At 70.2% G+C, this 19,380-nt stretch carries 16 protein-coding genes, 1 pseudogene and 1 riboswitch; of the genes and pseudogenes, 10 read left to right on the top strand and 7 right to left on the bottom strand.

The genetic code is table 11. From position 1 onward, the window contains the following. Positions 1-119 precede the first annotated feature (119 nt). The 4 genes from ACWD68_RS15925 to ACWD68_RS15910 are packed head-to-tail and all read left to right on the top strand — an operon-like array spanning position 120 to position 3,773. Positions 120-1,157: an ABC transporter substrate-binding protein gene (locus tag ACWD68_RS15925; protein ID WP_451807012.1), complete on the top strand. Its 1,038-nt coding sequence runs from the start codon at positions 120-122 to the stop codon at positions 1,155-1,157. After that, entirely contained in the window at positions 1,154-1,927 is a 774-nt protein-coding gene (locus ACWD68_RS15920; RefSeq protein WP_451807011.1) for an ABC transporter permease, read from the top strand. The genes ACWD68_RS15925 and ACWD68_RS15920 overlap by 4 nt, the downstream gene beginning before the upstream one ends. Continuing rightward, positions 1,924-2,694, top strand: a complete 771-nt coding sequence (locus ACWD68_RS15915) for an ABC transporter ATP-binding protein (RefSeq protein ID WP_451807010.1) — start codon at positions 1,924-1,926, stop codon at positions 2,692-2,694. The genes ACWD68_RS15920 and ACWD68_RS15915 overlap by 4 nt, the downstream gene beginning before the upstream one ends. Next, positions 2,691-3,773 (top strand): phosphotransferase enzyme family protein, encoded by a 1,083-nt coding sequence (locus ACWD68_RS15910; protein ID WP_451807009.1) that lies wholly within the window; start codon positions 2,691-2,693, stop codon positions 3,771-3,773. The genes ACWD68_RS15915 and ACWD68_RS15910 overlap by 4 nt, the downstream gene beginning before the upstream one ends. 32 nt (positions 3,774-3,805) lie before the next feature. Here ACWD68_RS15910 and ACWD68_RS15905 read toward each other — a convergent pair. The 6 genes and pseudogenes from ACWD68_RS15905 to ACWD68_RS15880 form a co-directional block, all read right to left on the bottom strand. Continuing rightward, positions 3,806-3,928: pseudogene (locus tag ACWD68_RS15905) on the bottom strand (DUF6059 family protein); the annotation flags it as partial. Between the two features lie 89 nt (positions 3,929-4,017). After that, positions 4,018-5,244 (bottom strand): dipeptidase, encoded by a 1,227-nt coding sequence (locus ACWD68_RS15900; RefSeq protein ID WP_451807008.1) that lies wholly within the window; start codon positions 5,242-5,244, stop codon positions 4,018-4,020. Continuing rightward, positions 5,241-6,926 (bottom strand): dipeptide ABC transporter ATP-binding protein, encoded by a 1,686-nt coding sequence (locus tag ACWD68_RS15895; protein ID WP_451807007.1) that lies wholly within the window; start codon positions 6,924-6,926, stop codon positions 5,241-5,243. The genes ACWD68_RS15900 and ACWD68_RS15895 overlap by 4 nt, the downstream gene beginning before the upstream one ends. Beyond that, on the bottom strand, positions 6,919-7,893 hold the full coding sequence (locus ACWD68_RS15890) for an ABC transporter permease (RefSeq protein ID WP_451807006.1): 975 nt from the start codon (positions 7,891-7,893) through the stop codon (positions 6,919-6,921). The genes ACWD68_RS15895 and ACWD68_RS15890 overlap by 8 nt, the downstream gene beginning before the upstream one ends. Before the next feature lie 3 nt (positions 7,894-7,896). Continuing rightward, positions 7,897-8,979 (bottom strand): ABC transporter permease, encoded by a 1,083-nt coding sequence (locus tag ACWD68_RS15885; protein ID WP_451807005.1) that lies wholly within the window; start codon positions 8,977-8,979, stop codon positions 7,897-7,899. Next, entirely contained in the window at positions 8,976-10,628 is a 1,653-nt protein-coding gene (locus ACWD68_RS15880) for an ABC transporter substrate-binding protein (protein ID WP_451807004.1), read from the bottom strand. Before ACWD68_RS15880 ends, ACWD68_RS15885 begins: the two co-directional genes overlap by 4 nt. Positions 10,629-10,900: 272 nt before the next feature. After that, a riboswitch (SAM riboswitch) is annotated at positions 10,901-11,010 on the bottom strand. Positions 11,011-11,125: 115 nt separating this feature from the next. Here ACWD68_RS15880 and ACWD68_RS15875 point away from each other — a divergent pair. From ACWD68_RS15875 to metX, 3 genes are all read left to right on the top strand, one after another. After that, positions 11,126-11,947 carry a DUF1684 domain-containing protein gene (locus ACWD68_RS15875; RefSeq protein ID WP_451807003.1) on the top strand — a complete coding sequence of 274 codons (822 nt, stop codon included), beginning with the start codon at positions 11,126-11,128 and terminating at the stop codon, positions 11,945-11,947. Between the two features lie 426 nt (positions 11,948-12,373). Further along, positions 12,374-13,735, top strand: coding sequence for a bifunctional o-acetylhomoserine/o-acetylserine sulfhydrylase (locus ACWD68_RS15870; RefSeq protein WP_451807002.1), 1,362 nt, complete (start codon positions 12,374-12,376; stop codon positions 13,733-13,735). Next, positions 13,732-14,877 carry a homoserine O-acetyltransferase MetX gene (gene metX, locus ACWD68_RS15865; protein ID WP_451807107.1) on the top strand — a complete coding sequence of 382 codons (1,146 nt, stop codon included), beginning with the start codon at positions 13,732-13,734 and terminating at the stop codon, positions 14,875-14,877. The genes ACWD68_RS15870 and metX overlap by 4 nt, the downstream gene beginning before the upstream one ends. A 158-nt stretch (positions 14,878-15,035) precedes the next feature. On the opposite strand, the gene ACWD68_RS15860 is transcribed toward metX, so the two are convergent. After that, positions 15,036-16,172: an LLM class flavin-dependent oxidoreductase gene (locus ACWD68_RS15860; protein WP_451807001.1), complete on the bottom strand. Its 1,137-nt coding sequence runs from the start codon at positions 16,170-16,172 to the stop codon at positions 15,036-15,038. Between the two features lie 787 nt (positions 16,173-16,959). On the opposite strand from ACWD68_RS15860, the gene ACWD68_RS15855 reads away from it, so the two are divergent. The 3 genes from ACWD68_RS15855 to ACWD68_RS15845 all read left to right on the top strand — a co-directional run bounded on the left by ACWD68_RS15855 (position 16,960) and on the right by ACWD68_RS15845 (position 19,351). Continuing rightward, complete coding sequence (locus tag ACWD68_RS15855; protein WP_451807000.1) at positions 16,960-17,529, top strand: winged helix-turn-helix domain-containing protein; 570 nt, start codon at positions 16,960-16,962, stop codon at positions 17,527-17,529. Positions 17,530-17,542: 13 nt separating this feature from the next. Beyond that, positions 17,543-18,772: an acyl-CoA dehydrogenase family protein gene (locus ACWD68_RS15850; RefSeq protein WP_451806999.1), complete on the top strand. Its 1,230-nt coding sequence runs from the start codon at positions 17,543-17,545 to the stop codon at positions 18,770-18,772. Between the two features lie 120 nt (positions 18,773-18,892). Continuing rightward, complete coding sequence (locus tag ACWD68_RS15845; protein ID WP_451806998.1) at positions 18,893-19,351, top strand: RrF2 family transcriptional regulator; 459 nt, start codon at positions 18,893-18,895, stop codon at positions 19,349-19,351. Positions 19,352-19,380: the final 29 nt, after the last annotated feature.

Here is a 19,380-nt window from a genome sequence, read left to right as displayed (position 1 = left end):
CAAGGGAACTGACGCGACGCATGGCCATCGACCTCATGCGGGTCGACAGCGCGCTGTGTCGGGCGTGACGAGCACTTTCCCACGCCCCCAGCACCGTCGCGCCCATCCGAGGAAACCCCATGAGATCCCGTACGACCATCCTGCTCTCCGTGGCCACCGCCGCCGCCCTGGCCACGACGGGTTGCGCCGCGCAGGACTCCACGTCCGCCGCCGCGAAGAACGGCACCACCCAGGTCACCCTCGCCCTGGACTGGACGCCCAACACCAACCACACCGGCATCTACGTCGCCCAGCAGAAGGGCTGGTTCAAGGACGCCGGAATCGACCTGAAGATCGTGCCGTACGGCTCGACCGCGCCGGAGACGCTGATCGCCGGCCACAAGGCGGACTTCGGGATCTCGTACCAGGAGGGCGTCACCACCGCGCGCGCCGCGGGCCAGGACATCACCTCCGTGTACGCCGTCACGCAGAAGACGAACGTCACGGTCTCCGTGCGCGCCGGCCGCGACGACATCACGTCCCCCAAGGACCTGGACGGCAAGACGTACGCGGGCTTCGGCGCGCCCTATGAGAAGGCCCTGCTGCGGAAGGTCATCCAGGAGGACGGCGGTAAGGGCGCGTTCCGGCAGATCACGCTCAACACCTCGGCGTACGCGGCCCTCTACGCGGGCAAGGCGGACTTCGCGATGCCCATGCCCACCTGGGAGGGCCTGGAGGCGAAGCTCACGGGCAAGCCCCTCAAGGACTTCCAGCTCGCCGACTACGGCTTCCCGGCCATCTACTCGACCCTCATCGCCTCCTCCGGGCAGTACCTGAAGCAGAACCCCGAGGTCGCCAAGAAGTTCCTGGCCGTGGTCGACAAGGGGTACGAGTACGCCGCCGACCACCCCGACCAGGCCGGCGACCTCCTCATAGCGGCCAACAGGAGCACGCTCACCAACACCGAACTGGTCAAGAGGAGCGAGGCGTTGCTCGCCAAGGAGTACTACCGGGCCGCAGACGGCACGATCGGCACCCAGACGGCGAAGCGCTGGCAGGACTTCGCCGACTTCGAGTTCACGTCCGGACTGCTGGTGGACAAGAACGGCAAGAAGCTCACCAAGGCGCCGGACGCCTCGACGTTCTTCACCGACGCCTACCTCCCGGACACCAAGTGAGGACGGCCCTGCGCGCGGTCTGGCCGCCGCTGCTCGTTCTCGCCGTGCTCGTGACCGGCTGGCAGGTGTACGTGACCGCCGCCGCCGTCGACCCGACGGTGCTGCCCAGCCCCGGCCGCGTCCTGGCGCAAGGGTGGGCGAACCGTGGCGACCTGTGGGACCAGACGCTGCCCACTCTCCAGGAGACCCTGCTCGGCTTCACGCTGTCCTTCACCGCCGCCTGGCTGGTGGCCGTGGTGCTGGACTTCTCGGCCGTGGCCCGCCGGGGCCTCTATCCGCTCCTGGTGGCCTCGCAGACCATCCCGATCGTGGCCGTCGCGCCGCTGCTCATCATCTGGTTCGGCTTCGGTCTGCTGCCGAAGATGCTGGTGGTGACCCTGACGACGTTCTTCCCGCTCGCGGCGAACCTGGCGGCGGGCTTCGCCGCCACCGACCGCGACGCGATGCGGCTGCTGCGCTCGCTGGGCACGGGCCGGGTGCGCGCCTTCCGGCTGGTCCGGGTACCGAGCGCGCTGCCCCACTTCTTCACCGGACTGCGGGTGAGCATCACGTACGCCGTGGTGGGCGCGGTCTTCGCGGAGTACGCGGGCGCCGAGAAGGGCCTCGGGATCTACATGCAGGCGCAGAAGAGCGCGTTCCGCACGGACCTGGTGTTCGCGGCGGTCGCGGTGACGGCCGCGCTGAGCATCGCCCTGTTCGGGGCGACCTATCTGCTGCAACGACTCGTCCTCCCCTGGGAGCGGGCGCTGGTGAAGGAGGGCCGGTCATGAGCCTCGAAGTGCGGGGCGCGGGAAAGACGTTCGGGTCGCTCGCGGTGCTGCGCGACCTCGACCTGACCGTGGAGCCGGGTGAGTTCGCGGCCGTCATCGGCCCGAGCGGCAGCGGCAAGAGCACCCTGTTCAACCTGATCTCCGGTCTGGACAGGCCTACTTCGGGCGAGATCCTGGTCGAGGGCGCCCCCGCGTCCGTAGCCTCGGGCAAGGTCGCCTACATGCCCCAGAAGGACCTGCTGTTCCCCTGGCGCACGGTGCTCGACAACACGGCGCTGGGACTCGAGGCCCAGGGAGTGCGAAAGAAGGAGGCGCGGCGCAGGGCCGGCGAACTCTTCGACGCCTTCGGCCTCGACGGCTTCCAGTCCGCCTACCCCTTCCAGCTCAGCGGCGGTATGCGGCAGCGCGCGGCCCTGCTGCGCACCGTCGTCCTGGAGCGGCCCGTGCTGCTGCTCGACGAGCCGTTCGGCGCGCTCGACTCGCTCACCCGCACCGAGATGCAGCTGTGGCTGGCCGACATGTGGCAGCGCTACCGCTGGACGGTCGTCCTGGTCACACACGACATTCGCGAGGCGGTTCTGCTCGCCGACACGGTGCATGTCCTTTCGCCCCGCCCGGCCACGGTCGTGGAGCGCATCGAGGTGCCGCGTTCGGGCCCGCGCGGTCTCGACGCCCTCTCCGAGCCGCAGTTCGCGGCGACCGAGCGGCGGCTGCTGGACTCCCTCAGCGGCCGCGTGAGCCGAGTGAAGGAGGTGACGGCCGGATGAGCGCGCTCCTGGCCCATGGCATGGGTACGGAACCGGTGGCCCCGGACTGGCCTCCGCTCACCGAGGCGGAGGTCGAGGCCGTCGTCGGTCCCGTACGGATACTTTGGCGCAGCCCGCGCCCGTTGTCGGCGGCCGCACTTGTCGAGCGGGGCGGGCGCCGGCTCTTCGTGAAACGGCACCACAGCGACGTACGCACCGTGGAAGGTCTGGCCGAGGAGCACGCCTTCCTGCGGTATCTGCGGGACCGGGGTGCGCCGGTCGTGGAGGTGCTGGGGGTCGAGGCGCGCGGGCCGTGGGTGTACGAGGTCCATACGGCCGGAACGGGGACGGATCTCTACCGGGACGCGCTGTCGTGGTCGCCGTTCGCGTCCGTCGCCCATGCCCGGGCCGCCGGTGTCGCACTCGCCCAACTCCATCTGGCGGCGGAGGGGTTCGGTGCCCCGAGAAGGCGCCCGCAGCCCCTCGTCTCCTCCTTCGGCATCTTCGCGGCGGTCGATCCCGAGGCGGCGCTGGAGGCGTACGCGGCCGAACGGCCCGCGCTGGAGGCGGCGTTGGCGGGACGTCCCTGGCGGGAGGACCTGCGCACGGTGCATCTTCCCTTCCACGAGCGTCTGCTGCCTCACCTCGGCCGCCTCGCACCGCTGTGGACGCACAACGACTGGCATGCCTCGAATCTGCTCTGGGACCAGGCGACCGGCGCCGTCTCGACCGTGCTCGACTTCGGCCTGAGTGACCGCACGACCGCCGTTCACGACCTCGCGACCGCCATCGAGCGCAACACCGTCCAGTGGCTCGACCCGTCCCGCCCCGTCCGCCCGGACGACGTGGACGCGCTCCTCGACGGGTACACCTCGGTCCGCGCGCTGAGCTCCGCCGAGTCGGCCGCCCTGCCCGAGCTGCTGCCGCTCGTGCACGCCGAGTTCGCCCTGTCCGAACTGGGCTACTTCCACGGCATCACCGGATCGCTGGCCAACGCCGATCTGGCCTACCGGTATCTGGTGGACCACACCCGGTGGTTCACGACCGGCGACGGGCTCCGGCTCCTCGATCGGGTGCGGTCGCGGGTGAGTCGTTCCTAGGGTGATGCGCCGGAGATCCTGAGGGCTGGTTCTCAGGCCTTCAGGTTCAGGGCGGACCAGAGCTCCCGCTCCACGTCCGTCAGCGGGATGTGGGCCGCGGGACACTCCGGGTGTCCGGACGGCGGACGACCGCCCGGCTCCGGCGTCCGCCGGAAGTCCCCACAGGCAGGCGCCGACCGCGAGCAGGCCCGGCGTCCACCGGGCGAACTCGTCGGCCCATCGGCGTGCGCGCATCACCGTGCGCTCACCGCAGCGGGGCCGTCGGCCAGAGCGGTTCGGCCGCGCGGTGCTCGGACTCGCGCAGGACGCGCAGCACATTGCGGCCGGTCAGCGCCTCCAGGTCGGCCCGGGACCAGCCGCGGTCGGCGAGTTCGCTCAGCAGCACCGGGTAACCGGAGACGTCGGCGAGGCCCGTGGGCTGGTGGTCGACACCGTCGTAGTCACCGCCGAGGCCGATGTGGTCCCTGCCCGCCACCTCGCGGGCGTGCTCGACGTGATCGGCGACCTGGGCCACCGTCACCTCGGGGCGGGGGTGTTCCTCGGTCCAGCGCCGCAGCCGTTCGTCGGCGGATGCGGCGAAGGCCGCCGCGTGCTCTTCGGCGACCAGGGCCGGGTCCTCGCCCGGTCGTGGTGCGCGCGGCCAGGTCCAGGCCTGGGCCGCCAGCCCGAGACGCTCTCGCTCGGCCTGCAACTCCGCTGACCAATCGGCGACTTCGGCGGAGATGAAGTACGGCACGAAGGTGAGCTGGATGACACCGCCGTTGTCCCGCAACAGTTCCAGAACCGGGTCGCTTACGTTGCGCGGGTGGTCGTTGAGGGCGCGTACGGACGAGTGGCTGAACAGCACCGGCGAGGTGGAGGCCGCGAGGGCCGCCCGCTGGGTGGACTCGGCGACGTGGGAGAGGTCCACGAGCAGGCCGGTGCGGTTGAGTTCGGCGACGATCGCGCGGCCTGTGTCGTTCAGGCCGCCGACGCCCGGCTCGTCGGTGGCCGAGTCCGCCCAGGAGGTGTTGTCGTTGTGGGTGAGGGTCACATAGCGGACGCCGAGTCGGGCGTACGAGCGGAGGACGCCGGGTGACTCGGCGAGGCTGTGACCGCCCTCGACGCCCAGCAGGGAGGCGATCCGCCTCTCGGCGACCGCGTGCTCGACTTCGGCCGCGGTGTAGGCGATCCGCAGCGTGTCCGGATAGCGGGCGACGAGCCGGTAGACGGCGTCGATCTGCTCCAACGTGGCTACCACGGCCTCGGGTTCGGGCAGTTCCGAGGAGACGTACACCGACCAGAACTGCGCTCCGACCCCTCCCGCCCGCAGCCGGGGGAGGTCGGTGTGGAGGTCCGGGCGGCCGTCGGCGAGCCCCTCGACGCTGTTGCCGGAGCGGGCGCGCAGCGCCACGGGCAGGTCGTTGTGGCCGTCGAACACGGGGGTACTGCTCAGCACCTGCTCGACCACGTCCACCACGGTGTCGGTCATACGTTTGCCACTCCTTCGTCGAGGGCGTCAGGGGCGTCGATGGTCAGATCCCGGCGGCGGGCCTGCCGAACCGGATCGGGGACGGGCAGCGCGGCGACCAGTCGCCGGGTGTAGTCGTCCTGTGGGCTGCCCAGGACCTGGGCGGTGGAACCGGACGCGGCGATCCGGCCGCGGTGCAGGACGACGACACGGTCGGCGACCTGCTCGACCACCGCGAGGTCATGGCTGATGAAGAGCGCCGCGAAGCCCAGCTCCCGCTGCAGTTCGGTGAAGAGGTCGAGCACCTTCGCCTGGACGGACACGTCGAGCGCCGAGGTGGGTTCGTCCGCGATGAGCAGCGGGGGCCTCAGGGCGAGCGCACGGGCCAGGGCGGCGCGCTGACGCTGGCCGCCGCTGAGCTCGTGGGGGTAGCGGCCGGCATAGCCCCGGGGCAGGTGGACTGACTCCAGCAGCGCCTCGGCCTCGGTGCGGATCGCCGTGGCCCCCAGTTGGCGCCGGTGAACGGCCAGCGGTTCCGCGATGCTGTCGCCGATGGTCAGCAGCGGATTGAAGCTGGCCGCGGGGTCCTGGAAGACGTAGCCGATGTGGCCGGCCCGACCGCGCGTGCGCCTTCGAGCCGTCAACGGCTCGCCGAACACCGCGAGTTCACCGTCTGTCGCGTCCGTCAGTCCGGCGACGACCCGGCCGATGGTGGTCTTGCCGCTGCCGCTCTCCCCCACCAGTCCGAGCACCTCACCCGGCCGGATCTCGAAGCTCACGCCGTCGACCGCCCGGAAACCCTTCCTCCCCAGTCGCCCTGGATAGTCCACGACCAGCCCGGCAGCTCTGACGACCGGCGGCTCGTCGTCCCCAGCGGGGGCCGGCGTACGGCCTCCCTCGCCGAAGACCGGTACGGCGGCCAGCAGTTTGCGGGTGTAGGAGTGCCGGGGCGCCGCGAACAACGTGCGGACCGGGGCCTGTTCCACCACCTTGCCCTCGCTCATCACCGCCACCCGGTCCGCGAGGTCGGCGACCACACCCATGTTGTGGGTGATGAGCAGGACGGCGGTGCCGTAGTCGGTGCGGCAGCGGTGCAGGAGTTCCAGGATCTCCGCCTGGACGGTGACGTCCAGGGCCGTGGTGGGTTCGTCGGCCACGATGAGCCGGGTGCCCAGCGCGAGGGCCATGGCGATGACGGCGCGCTGCTTCTGGCCGCCGGACAGCTGGTGGGGGTAGTGGTCCACGCGGGTGGCCGGGTCCGGGATTCCGACCTTCTCGAGCCATTCGACGGCGAGGGCCCTGCGTTCGGCCTTGCCGCCGCCGTGCCCGTGGGCGCGCAGGCCCTCGGTGAGCTGCCAGCCGATGGTGAAGACCGGGTTCAGCGCGGTGGACGGCTCCTGGAACACCATGGCGGCGTGTGTGCCTCGCAGTGCGCGCAGCCGGGCAGGGGACGCGGTGAGCACGTCCTCTGCCGGGCCTACGGTGCCGTCGCCGAGCAGTACCCGGCCGCGGGCGGTCGCGGTGGCGGGCAGCAGCCCGAGGACCGACTTGGCGGTCACGGTCTTGCCGCTGCCGCTCTCGCCGACCAGGGCGAGCACCTCCCCTGGAGTGACGGACAGGCTCACCCCCTTCACCGCGGGGGCCGGACCGGCGTCCGTGGCGAAGGTGACATGCAGGTCCTCGATGCGCAGCAGGTCAGGCATGGTCCGCGCCTCCGTCCGTTCCGGTGGCGGTCGCGGTCGAGTCGCCGCGCCGCCGGAGCCGCGGGTCGGCCAGGTCGGTGAGGCTCTCGCCGAGCAGGGTGGTGCCGAGCACGGTGAGCACGATGGCCAGGCCCGGCGGTATCGCGGTCCACCACAGGCCTGAAGTGACGTCGGCGACCGATCGGTTGAGGTCGTAGCCCCACTCGGCGGCCGAGTTGGGCTCGATGCCGAAGCCGAGGAAGCCGAGCCCGGCGAGGGTGAGGATGGCCTCGGAGGCGTTGATGGTGAAGATCAGCGGGAGGGTGCGGACCGAGTTGCGCAGCACGTGCCGGAACATGATCCGCCAGGTCCCGGTGCCGATGACTCGGGCCGCGTCCACGAACGGCTCCGCCTTCACCCGGATCACCTCGGCCCGTACGACGCGGAAGTACTGCGGTACGAAGGCCACGGCGACCGAGCAGGCCGCCGCGCCGAGGCCTCCGACGAGACTCGACTGTCCGCCGCTGATCACGATGGACATGACGATGGCGAGCAGCAGTGGCGGGAACGCGTAGAGCGCGTCGGCCAGCCCCACCAGCAACCGGTCCAGGCGTCCGCCGAGATAGCCGGAGGCCAGGCCCAGCACGGTGCCGGGGACCACGGAGAGCAGCAGCGAGGCGAGGATGATCTCCAGCGCGGTCCGGGCGCCCCACACTGTGCGGGACAGCACGTCGTACCCCGCGATGGTGGTGCCCAGCGGATGGGCCCCGCTGGGGGATTGCTGCGACCCGAACAGTCCTCCGCCGTCCTGGAGTTGTGAGTATCCGTACGGGGCGAGCAGGGGGCCGAGGAGCGCGGTGAGGAGGAACAGCGCGGTGAGTACGGCGCCGGTGAGCAGCATGGCGCGCTGCACCGCGCCGCCGGTGAGCAGCCGTGCGCGCAGGCGGTCCGGCAGCAGGGTCGGCCGTCGCACGAGGAGTTGGGCCACGGCTCAGTACCTCACTCGGGGATCGATCAGCGCCGCGACGACATCGACGAGGAAGTTCGTCACCGCAACGACCACGGCGAACAGGGCCACGATTCCCTGTACCGCGGGGAAGTCACGCACCGTCAGGTAGTGGGCGAGTTCGTAGCCGAGGCCCTTCCACTCGAAGGTGGTCTCCGTCAGCACCGCTCCGCCGAGCAGCCCGGCGACCTGGAGTCCCAGGACGGTGACGACGGGAATCAGGGCGGGTCGGGTGGCGTGCCGGGTGACCAGGCGGAAGGGCGCCACGCCTCGGGAACGGGCAGCCTCGACGTAGTCGGCGCCGAGGGTGCCGATCAGGTTCGTGCGCACCAGCCGCAGGAGGATGCCGGCGACGAGCAGGCCCAGCGCCAGGGCGGGGAGCACGGCGTGCTTCAGGACGTCCGTGACAGCCGGTATGTCGCCGCTGCGGAGAGCGTCGACGAGGTAGAGCCCTGTCGTGCTGGTCTGGTTCTGGAGGAAGAGCTGGACGTCGGTGCTCGCCCGGCCGGACGCCGGCAGCCAGCCGAGCTGGATCGCGAAGACGAGCTTCAGCAGCAGTCCCACGAAGAACACGGGGGTGGCATAGGTGAGGACGGCGAAGAGCCGCAGCGCCGCGTCGGGTGCGCGGTCCCGGTGGGAGGCCGCCACCATGCCGAGGGGGACGCCCACGACGAGCGCCACGGTGAGGGCGTAGAAGGCGAGTTCGACGGTGGCGGCGCCGTACGTGCCCAGCACGTGTGTCACGGGCTGGTTGTCGGTGACGGTGCGGCCGAAGTCGCCGGTCGCCAGGGATTTCAGGTAGTCCAGGTACTGGGTGAGCAACGGCCGGTCGTAGCCCGCCTGGTGCAGCTTGGCCTGGAGCTGGTCCGGGGTGAGCCGGTCGCCGAAGGCGGCGCTGATCGGGTCACCGGTCGCGCGCATCAGGAAGAAGACGAGGCTGACCAGGATGAACATGGTGGGGATGATGAGGAGGAAGCGGACCACGAGGTAGCGGGCGAGTCCGTACCCCCCGGCGCCGTCGGCCGGGATACCGACGGCGCCGGGGGTGTCCTGGGTGAGGGCGCTCACTTCTTCGCGAGCCCGGCCCAGCGGAAGGTGTACGCGCTGTTCAGCTCGTCGGGCACACCGCTGATGTCGGTACGGGTGACGATCGCGGTGGACCCCTGGAGCAGCGGCAGCAGTGGCACCGACGCGGCGGCCTTGTCCTGTGCCCGCTTGAGCAGTTCGGCTCGCTCGGCGGTGTCGCTCTCCGACTCCTCCTTCTTGATCAGCTCGCGTACGGCGGGGTCGGAGTAGTCGTTGGCGACCCAGCTGTTGGCCGAGTAGAAGGGCGCGAGGTAGTTGTCCGCGTCGAGGTAGTCGGCGTACCAGCCCAGCTGATAGAGCGGGTAGAGGTGCTTGATGCGGTCCTTGCCGTACTGGGTCCACTCGGTGGACTGGAGGTTCACCTTGAACAGTCCGGTGGCTTCGAGCTGCGTCTTGATCAGCGCGTACTCGTCGGCCGAGGACGAGCCGTAGTGGTCACTGTTGTACTGCAGGTTGAGGGTGATGGGGGTGCTCACCTTGGCCGCCTTCAGCCGTGCGGCGGCCGCGGCCTTGTCGGGGCCGCCCTTCTTGTCGCCGTAGAGCGACTTGAAGGAGTCGGTTGCGCCGGTGAGTCCGTCGGGTACGGAGCTGTACAGCGGCTGGTAGCTGTTCTTGTAGACCTGCTGGGCGAGTTGGGCCCGGTCGACGGAGTCGGCGACGGCCCGGCGTACGGCCAGCGCCTTGGCCTTGTCGGCGTTCTTGGTCTTGGTGCCGTACGGCTGGGTGGTGAAGTCGAAGACGATGTAGCGGATGCCGTTGCCGGAGCCGGTGTGGACCTTGACGTCCTTCTTCTTGGCCAGGTCGTCGAGGTCGGCTGTGGTGAGGGTGCGGTAGACGGCGTCGACGGTGCCCTGTTGGACGTCGAGTTTCAGGTTGCTGGCGTCGGTGTAGTACTTGAGCTGGACGTTCTTGGTCTTGGGGGTGCCCAACTGGCCGCCGTAGGCGCTGTTGGCGGTGAAGGAGACCAGCGAGTTCTTGTCGTAACTCGTGACGCCGTACGGGCCGTTCCAGGGCTTGGCCGCGACGATGGCCTTGTCGTCGAGGATCTTGTCCGCGGGGAAGACCTGCTCGTCGACGACGAGGCCGGCCGCGGTGGACAACACCTGCGGGAACAGCGTGTCGTTGGCGGACTTGAGGGTGAAGACGGCGGTGGTGGGTGTCGGGGCGGCGACGGAGTCGAGGTTGTACAGGAGCGACGACGGGCCGTTCTCGTCGGCGATCTTCAGATTGCGGTCGAAGCTGAACTTGACGTCGGACGAGGTCAGTCGGTGACCGTTGCTGAATTTCAGCCCCTTCTTGAGGGTGACCGTGTACTCCTTGGGACCCGTGAGCTTGATTCCGGTGGCCAGGTCCGGGGAAACCTCCGTGGCACCGTTCTTCACGCTGAGCAGGGTCGCGTAGACCTCGGTCTCGATGGTGCCGGAGCCCGCGTCCCAGGCGCCCGCCGGGTCGAGGCTGGTCACCTGGTCCGTCGTACCGACGGTGATCGTCGCACCGCCGGAACCGGAACCACTGGAATCCTTGGTGCTCGTGCAGCCCGTCAGGGCGACCAGGAACGCCGTCCCGAGTGACAGGGCTCCAAGGCCGGGGCGGACGGATCGGATCGGTCTCGGGCTGTTGTGCTGAGCCATGGCAGGTCTCTGCTTCCGCATGGGTGGGGACGCGTGGGAGCCGCGGCAGCCGGACGGGTCGGCAGGAGGCCGACCAGGCGTGCGTGCGCGGTCGCGTGAAACGTCAAGGATGAAAAGGGAGTTGCCTGAACGTCGTCGAGTCGGCCGACGAGTCGATCAGCCGCGACAGAGACAGCTGCAGACCATCAGCAGGTCGACATGACGTCGGGAGCACAGCACGAGGGCACTTGCCACGCCGTCCTCCTGGGGTGTCGCCGGCTCACGGGCCGGTCGGATCGCACTTGCAGAACTGGAATATCCGCCGAGCCTTCACCTGGGGCACCCCGCTGCGTCGAGGGTTGCCGTCCGGCCAGCCAGGGCTTGATCACCGGAACTCGTAGCTCGCGCTCACCGTAGATCGACAATTCTCTCGGCGTCAAGAGTTCGCCGTGCCGGAATGACATGGACGGGCACGGCAGTTGCACGGAGAACATCAAGTGCAGCCGGAGGGAGTGGACATGACCGTCCAAGACATCGACCGGGTGAGTTTCGTCCAGGAGTGGGAGGAGTGGCACCGGGGGAAGGAGGCGGTACTCGCCGGCCCCCACGGGTTTCTCGCGATCACCAGCCTCCACTGGCTGAGTGCGCTGCCGACCCGGTTCGAGGACGCCCCGGGAGCCTGGTCGAGCACCGCCGACGGGGTGGTGGTCGAGCTGGAGGCGGAGGACGAACTGACCGTCGACGGGCAAGTGGTGCGCGGGCGACACGACTTCGGCGTCATCGCCGAACGGGACAGCGTGTATGTCGGCTCGGGTGACGCGGTGATCGAGGTCGCCAAGCGCGGAGGGCACGACATTCTGCGGCCCCGCCATCCCGGCAACGCGCTGCGCGCCGCCTTCACCCGCACCCCGGCCTACGCCCCTGATCCCCGCTGGGTCCGCGCCGGGCGGTTCCTGCCCTTCGACGCGCCGCGCGCGGTCACCGTCGGTGCGGCCGTCGAAGGGCTGGAGCATGTCTACGACTCCCCCGGCCAGGTCGAGTTCGAGCTGGACGGAGTGCCGCGGCACCTCACCGCGTTCAACGGCAACGCTCCTGGCAGCCTGATGGTGCTGTTCACGGACAAGACCTCCGGCGTGACCACCTACGCGGCGAACCGTGCCCTGCAGATCGCCGCACCTGGCAGTGAGGGCAGGGTGACGCTCGACTTCAACCGCGCCGCGAACCTGCCCTGCGCCTACACGGATCTGGCGACCTGCCCGCTGCCGCCGGCCGAGAACCGGCTGCCGGTCGCGATCGAGGCGGGCGACAGGCTCCCCCTGGAGCGTGGCGGACAGCCCTGACGGGACTCCGCGAGACCCCCGTGTCCGGGTCGCCGCGCGGCCCGGACGCCACCGCCGTGGCGACGATCGCCCCGCCGCCCACCGCGCAGGACGGGTGCGGCGGTGGTCCGGATGCCGTGGCCGGGACGGCGACCGGGGCGACGGCCGGGCGGGGCCGCCCGAGCCGCCTTCCTCCAAGTCACGCTGGTGAACCGTCACCATCTGTGGTTATCTGACTCCATGACCGTGCTTGTGACCCGCCGCCACGTTGACTACGGGCGTGTCACCACCATGTGTTGTTCCGCCGTGAGCTGACGCCGCGCTCCGGCATCTGAACCCTCTCTTCATCACCGCACCGCACCGTCCTCCGCCCTGCTCCTTCGCGGTCCGGACGGCAGTCCCGCGGTCGCTTCACGCACCCCCGCACGCCCCGCGCAAGGGAGAACCATGAGCCAGCCCATCGACTCCGTCACCGCCGGCCACACCCCCGAGGACGAACCGGCCGGGCCCGACACCTCGGCCTGGTCGTTCGAGACCAAGCAGATCCACGCCGGTGCAGCGCCGGACCCGACGACCGGGGCGCGGGCGGTGCCGATCTACCAGACCGCCTCGTTCGTCTTCCGCGACACCCAGCACGCCGCCGACCTGTTCTCGCTCGCCGAGCCGGGCAACATCTACACCCGGATCCACAACCCGACGCAGGACGTCTTCGAGCAGCGGATCGCCGCGCTCGAAGGCGGGGTCGCCGCGGTGGCCCTGGCCTCCGGGCAGGCCGCGGAGACCCTCGCCATCCTGACGCTGGCGAGTGCGGGCGACCACATCGTCTCCAGCACGTCCCTGTACGGCGGCACGTACAACCTGTTCCGCCACACGCTGCCGAAGTTCGGCATCGAGGTCTCCTTCGTCGACGACCCGGACGACTTCGAGGCCTGGCGAGCGGCGATCCGGCCGAACACGAAGGCCCTGTTCGCCGAGACACTCGGCAATCCGCGCGGCAACGTCCTCGACGTACGGGCGGTGGCCGACGTCGCACACGAGGCGGGTGTCCCGCTGATCGTGGACAACACCGTGCCGACCCCGTATCTGCTGCGGCCCATCGAGCACGGCGCCGACATCGTCGTCCACTCCGCGACCAAGTTCCTCGGCGGCCACGGCACCACGATCGCCGGTGTCGTCGTCGACGGCGGCACCTTCGACTTCGGCGCGCACGCCGACCGCTTCCCCGACTTCAGTGAGCCGGACCCGAGCTACCACGGCCTGCAGTACTGGCCCGCGCTCGGTCCGGGCGCCTTCGCGATCAAACTGCGGGTGCAGCTGCTGCGCGACATCGGTCCGGCGCTCTCCCCGCACTCGGCGTTCCTGCTCCTGCAGGGCGTGGAGACGCTCAGCCTGCGGATCGAGCGGCACTCGGCCAACGCCCAGGCCCTGGCCGAATGGCTGGAGCAGCGCGACGAGGTGGCCGCCGTCCACTATCCGGGCCTGGAGTCCAACCGGTGGTACGAGGCAGGGCAGCGGTATCTGCCGCGTGGCTCCGGCGCGGTCCTTGCCTTCGAACTGCGGGACGGGGTCGAAGCCGGGAAGCGGTTCGTCGACGCCGTCGAGCTGTTCAGCCATCTCGCCAACATCGGCGACGTGCGCAGCCTCATCATCCATCCGGCGTCCACCACTCACAGCCAGTTGGACGACGCGCAGTTGACGGCGACCGGCACGTCGCCCGGCCTGGTACGGCTGTCGGTCGGCATCGAGAACCTCGCCGATCTCAAGGCGGACCTGGAGGCAGGCTTCCGCGCGGCCAAGGGCGCGTCCTGAACACCGTACTGACGCCTTCCGCGGTCCCTCTCCCGCCGGCCTCCGGGGCCTGGCGGGAGGGGGACCCCCCGGGTCGCCGCCAGTGGCACGTACGGGAGAAGCCCCTGGCGCTGGAAGCGGGAGGTGAACTGCCCGACGTGCGGCTCGCGTTCGAAACCTGGGGGCGGCTCGCGCCGGACCGCTCCAACGGCGTACTGGTGCTCCACGCGCTCACCGGCGACAGCCATGCCGCCGGAGCGGCCCAGCCCGGTCACCCCACCCCCGGCTGGTGGGACGGGCTCATCGGGCCCGGTCTGGCACTGGACACGGACCGCTGGTTCGTCGTCGTCCCCAATGTGCTGGGCGGCTGCCAGGGCAGCACCGGACCGTCCTCGACGCGTCCCGACGGACGGCACTGGGGTGGAGCCTTCCCCTCACTGACCCAGCGCGACCAGGTCGCTGCGGAAGCCGGCCTGGCCGATGCACTCGGCATCGGCCGCTGGGCCCTGGTGGTCGGCGGCTCCATGGGCGGGATGCGCGCCCTGGAATGGGCTGTCTCGTATCCGGAGCGCACGCGCGCTCTGCTTCTGCTGGCCACCACGGGGGCGGCAAGCGCGGAGCAGATCGCCTGGGCCAACATCCAGCTCCATGCCATCCGCGGCGACCCGCACTGGCGCGGCGGCGACTACCACGACTCGGGCCGGGGTCCGCACGCTGGGCTCGGCCTGGCCCGCCGCATCGCCCACGTCACCTACCGCAGCGAGCCGGAGTTGCAGGTCCGCTTCGGTCGCGCGCCCCAGGGGACGGAGGATCCCTGGAACGGCGGGCGGTACCGGGTCGAGTCCTATCTCGACCACCACGCGGACAAGTTGGTCCGACGCTTCGACGCGGCCAGCTATGTGGTGCTGGCAGACGCGATGAACACCCATGACATCGGTCGCGGTCGTGGCGGCACCCGCGCCGCCCTGCGCCGCGTGACCGCCAGGACACTTGTCGCAGGCGTGAGCTCGGACCGCCTGTATCCCCTCACTCAGCAGGCGGAGTTGGCCGCCGGGATCCGGACGGCAGATGACCTGCGGGTGATCGAATCCCCCTATGGTCACGACGGCTTCCTCATCGAAGCCGACCAGGTCGCCGCGCTCGTATGCGAACTCGTGGGCTAGCGGCGGGTGTTCAGGCCCGCCGCCGTGACCTCCCGGGATGACGGTCGTCCATTGAAGTGTCCGGATCCCACGTACACGGCGGTCCCACCCTCGGGTCGGACATGGCCACTTGAACGACCGTCAGCTCGGCTACGGGCGGGGTGGTCGGGTGACGGACGTCATCCATGCACCGCCGCGAGGTCCTGTGTGCCACGCGCCGCTCGCTCGGCGTCGCGCTTGGCGACCTCCTCGCGGACGATCGGGATCACGTACCGGCCGAAGTCGATCGCGTCGCCCAGCAGGTCGTAGCCGCGGGCGGAGAGGATGTCGACGCCGAGGTCGTAGTAGTCCAGCAGCGCCTGGGCGACCGTCTCCGGGGTTCCGACCAGGGCGTTGGAGTTGCCCGCGCCACCGGTCGCGGCGGCGGTCGGGGTCCACAGGGCTCGGTCGTAGCGCTCCCCCGCCTCGGCGATGGCGATCAGCCGCTGCGAGCCGGAGTTCTGCGGCTGAGCGTGGCCGCTGTGGCGCTTGGTGACCGGATCGCCCTTCTCCTTGCGGGTCTTGATCGCGCCGACCGTGCGGTGGGCCTTCTCCCAGGCCAGTTCCTCGGTCGGGGCGATGATCGGGCGGAACGCCGCCTGGATGCGGGGCACGTCGGTGCGACCGGCAGCCTTCGCGGCGGCCTTCACCGCTTCGATCTGCTCGGCGGTCTTCTCCAGGGGCTCGCCCCACAGGCAGTAGATGTCAGCCTCGGCGCCCCCGGCGGCGTACGCGGCAGGAGACGAGCCGCCGAACGACACGTTCGGACGGGGATGCTGGGCCGGAAAGACGTCGCTGACGAAGTCCTGGAAGCGGTAGTGCTCCCCCTCGTGGTCGAAGGGCTCGTGCGTGGTCCAGATCTTCTTGACGATCCGGATGTACTCGCGGGTGCGGGCGTAGCGTTCGTCCTTGGTGAGGGTGTCGCCCTCGCGGCCCTGTTCGTGGTCGTTGCCGCCGGTGATGAAGTGCACGGCCAGCCGGCCCTCGCTGATCTGGTCGAGGGTGGCGAACGTCTTCGCGGCGAAGGTCGGGTACGAGACGTTGGGCCGGTGGGCGAGCAGGATCTGGAGGCGCTCCAGCCTGCTCGCGATGTAGGCGGCGGCCGGCGCGGGATCCGGAGATCCGGAACCGTAGGCGAACAGCACCCGGTCCCAGCCGTGGTCCTCGTGCGCACGGGCGAGCCGGAGCGTGTACTCCTTGTCGAAGGCTGCGCCGGAGCGCGGGGTGGTTTCGGAGCCGTCGTTGGTGGCTGCGATGCCAAGGAACTCCACTGGCATGGGAGATGACCTTTCCTCAAGTCCTGTGGGGCCGTGCCGTGGGCAGCACGTGGGCGCGGCGGAGCGGCCCTCGGTGCGGCGGGGTGTGACGGCGCTTCAGGGCGCTGGATCCACGTGGGTGAGCAGGTGTGACGATGCCGGGGTGGGGTGGGGACCTCGGTCGCCGCAAGGAAGCAGGTAGCGCTGTCCCGCCTCGCAAAACCGTCCGTGCACGGAGTCGACGTGAGTTCAGTGCACGGGATACGACGGTCACGCGAAGAGAGAACTCGGCACGCTACGGGGACACCGAGGGAGGGCGGAACCGTTCAGACGGCCCGCTGCCGCGTCAGCCGCAACACGCCGCGGACCACACCCGACCGAAGTCGATGTAGTCGCGGGTGACCAGGTGCTGCTCGGCGTTCATGCGATCAATTCAGCAGTACACCTCGCTTTCCCGTCAACTACGGCCCGGATGCTGGACCGGCCTTCAGCAGTACCTGCGGGCGGTCGACGGTGAACCGGCGGGCCCGCCCGCGGTGTTGCGTTCCCTACATTTCCTATCGATTTACTAGGAAAGCATTGACCGCCCGTCCGGCGGGTGCGCAGGATGATGCACATGGCCCCCACGCAGCAACGACTCGTTCGTCGTCGGCATGTCGACTTTGGTCACGTCGTCAGCGCCGCCTGCTGTCGCGTGTAGGGCACGCGCCACACACCGCGCGTGCCACCCCGCTCCCTCTCATCCCAGGTGATCCGGCGCACCACCCCCTGCGCCCGACGACCGACGAACTTCTGAAGGGCGACCGCCATGACCACGGCACTCCCGGCCCAGACCACTTCCTCGGATCCAGCACTCCCCGGCACGCGCCGTCTGCGCCTCGTGGACGACGCGGCGCCGAGCGGCACCGAGGAGCACGGCTCCCCACGCCTCGTGGGATACCTCTTGCTCGTCCCCGAGGGGACCGACCCCACCCAGCTCTTCGCCAAGGACGTGACACGGCCGGAGATCCGACCGCTCGCCTACACCGACTCACCTCCCGTGCGGCAGGTGGACGACGGTGCCCTCCGCATCGATACGGCGCGCCATGTCGCGGAACTGGACGGACGTGAACTCGACCTGACGTACATGGAGTTCGAGGTGCTGGCCCATCTCGTCCTGCACCCCCGTCAGGTGCACTCGCGCGAGCAGTTGATGGCCGGCGTCTGGGGCTACGACCACATCGGCGACGGCCGCACCGTGGATGTCCACATCGCGCGGCTGCGCCGCAAGCTGGGCGAGGCCCACCGGCGCCGGATCGTCACGGTACGGCGCGTGGGCTACAGGTACGTGCCCGACCAGGACGAGAGCCCCGACACCGCGCCCTGCCAACGAACTTGAGGAGACCATCACCATGGGCGTTGCCACCGCGCCGTCCGGACCCGCAGCGGAATCCGACCGGACAGGACCCGGCCGCGCACACTGGCTGCGCGCGGCCCGCGAATCGGCGGACGACCTGTCCATGGACGCCGTGGCCAGGGAGCAGGCAGGCAAGACCCCCTTCGACGAGGTGTCCCGACTGCGCGAGGCGGGACTGCTGACGCTCCTCGTACCGGCCGGGGCCGGGGGAGGTGGCGCGGACTGGCCCACGGCGTACGCCGTCGTCCGGGAGATCGCAGCAGCCGACGGCGCGATCGGTCAACTGCTGGCCTCTCACTACTTCCTGTCGTGGAGCGCCCTGTTCTTCGGCGGGTCCGCCCCCGCCGCTCGGGTCGTGCGGCGATCCATGAAGGAACCCTGGTGTTGGGGTGGTGGATTCGCCCGTCAGGAACCGCCTCTGACGCTGGCCAGGAAGGCCGGTGGCTATGTGCTGGACGGTCGGCAGAGCTATGCCACGGGCGTCCTGGTCGCCGACCGTCTCGCCGTACGGGCCGAGAGGGCCGACACCGGCGAACCCTTCGCCGTCGTCGTCGATCCCGCTCATCACGGTGTGCGGATCGAGGGCGACACCGACACGTTCGGCCAGCGGCTCGCGGCCGGCGGCAGCGTGGAGTTCGACGCCGTGCCGGTCGCCGCCGACAACGTACTGGGCTCCCTGTCCGCGGACGAGGACGTCCTGTCGCCCCGGACAGCTCTCACATCGCCGGTCGGGCGCCTCCTCTCCGTCCAGCTCCTTCTCGGCATGGCCGAGGGAGTGCTCGCCGAAGCCCGTGAGTACAGCAGGGCGGGCCACGCGCTCTGGCATCCCACCTGGCCGGTCGGCTCCCCCCAGGACCCGCAGGTGCTGACCGTCTACGGAGAACTCACCGTCCTAGCCCGCTCCGCCTCCGCACTCACCGAGCAGGCGGTGGCAGCCGTGCAGAGCGGGCTGGCACGGGGCGAAGACCTCACCTACGACGAGTACGCGGAAGTCTCGGTCCTCGTAACCATGGCCGAAGCCGCCGCTTCCCGGGCCGCACAGGAGTCCACCGCCCGCGCCCTCGATATCGTCGGCCCCCGCTCAGCGTCCTCGCGACTGGGCTTCGACCGTTTCTGGCGCAATGCGCGGACCCACACCCTTTACGAGCCCGTCGCCCACCGGCTCCGTGACGTCGGGGACTACTTCCTCAACGGTGCGCACCCTCCGTTCGTCCCGCCTCTCTGACCGACAGGACATGGAGCGCCGGGCAGGGGTCCGGGCGACCGGGCGGGGGCGGAACCCTTGCCCCCGCCCGGCTGCCCGCCCGCGATGGAGACCGACCGAACCGTACGGGATAATGCGCACATGCGGATTTCAGCCAGGGCGGACTACGCGGTACGTGCCGCGCTGCAGCTCGCCGCGTCACGGGATGACGGGCCCTTGAAGGCCGAGGCGATCTCCGACGCCCAGGACATCCCCCACAAATTCCTCGAGGGCATCCTGAACGACATGCGCCGGGGTGGTCTCGTGCTCAGCCAGCGCGGCGGCAACGGCGGCTACCGGCTGGCCAAACCCGCCGAGTCCATCAGCATCGCCGATGTCATACGCACCGTGGACGGACCGCTCGTCTCAGTGCGCGGGGTCCGCCCCCCGGACCTTTCCTACACCGGTCCGGCCCAGTCGCTGCTTCCCCTGTGGATCGCGCTGCGGTCCAACGTGCGCGAGATCCTCGAGGGCGTGTCGCTCGCCGACGTCGCATCGGCCCAACTACCCGCCGATGTTTCCGCGTTGACCGACACGCCGGACGCCTGGGCGAACCCCTGACCCGTCGGGACACTCGCGGCTGGTCTCAC

Source organism: Streptomyces sp. NPDC005141, from assembly GCF_053599975.1.
The sequence above is the reverse complement of the archived record's forward strand: the minus strand, read 5'-3'. Positions and strand labels throughout refer to the sequence as shown.

Bases quoted from the DNA above. Each gene is read 5' to 3' on its own strand.
- ACWD68_RS15925 (WP_451807012.1), top strand. From the start codon at position 120: ATGAGATCCCGTACGACCATCCTGCTCTCCGTGGCCACCGCCGCCGCC.
- ACWD68_RS15915 (WP_451807010.1), top strand. From the start codon at position 1,924: ATGAGCCTCGAAGTGCGGGGCGCGGGAAAGACGTTCGGGTCGCTCGCG.
- ACWD68_RS15910 (WP_451807009.1), top strand. From the start codon at position 2,691: ATGAGCGCGCTCCTGGCCCATGGCATGGGTACGGAACCGGTGGCCCCG.
- ACWD68_RS15900 (WP_451807008.1), bottom strand. From the start codon at position 5,244: ATGACCGACACCGTGGTGGACGTGGTCGAGCAGGTGCTGAGCAGTACC.
- ACWD68_RS15895 (WP_451807007.1), bottom strand. From the start codon at position 6,926: ATGCCTGACCTGCTGCGCATCGAGGACCTGCATGTCACCTTCGCCACG.
- ACWD68_RS15880 (WP_451807004.1), bottom strand. From the start codon at position 10,628: ATGGCTCAGCACAACAGCCCGAGACCGATCCGATCCGTCCGCCCCGGC.
- ACWD68_RS15875 (WP_451807003.1), top strand. From the start codon at position 11,126: ATGACCGTCCAAGACATCGACCGGGTGAGTTTCGTCCAGGAGTGGGAG.
- ACWD68_RS15870 (WP_451807002.1), top strand. From the start codon at position 12,374: ATGAGCCAGCCCATCGACTCCGTCACCGCCGGCCACACCCCCGAGGAC.
- ACWD68_RS15860 (WP_451807001.1), bottom strand. From the start codon at position 16,172: ATGCCAGTGGAGTTCCTTGGCATCGCAGCCACCAACGACGGCTCCGAA.
- ACWD68_RS15855 (WP_451807000.1), top strand. From the start codon at position 16,960: ATGACCACGGCACTCCCGGCCCAGACCACTTCCTCGGATCCAGCACTC.
- ACWD68_RS15850 (WP_451806999.1), top strand. From the start codon at position 17,543: ATGGGCGTTGCCACCGCGCCGTCCGGACCCGCAGCGGAATCCGACCGG.
- ACWD68_RS15845 (WP_451806998.1), top strand. From the start codon at position 18,893: ATGCGGATTTCAGCCAGGGCGGACTACGCGGTACGTGCCGCGCTGCAG.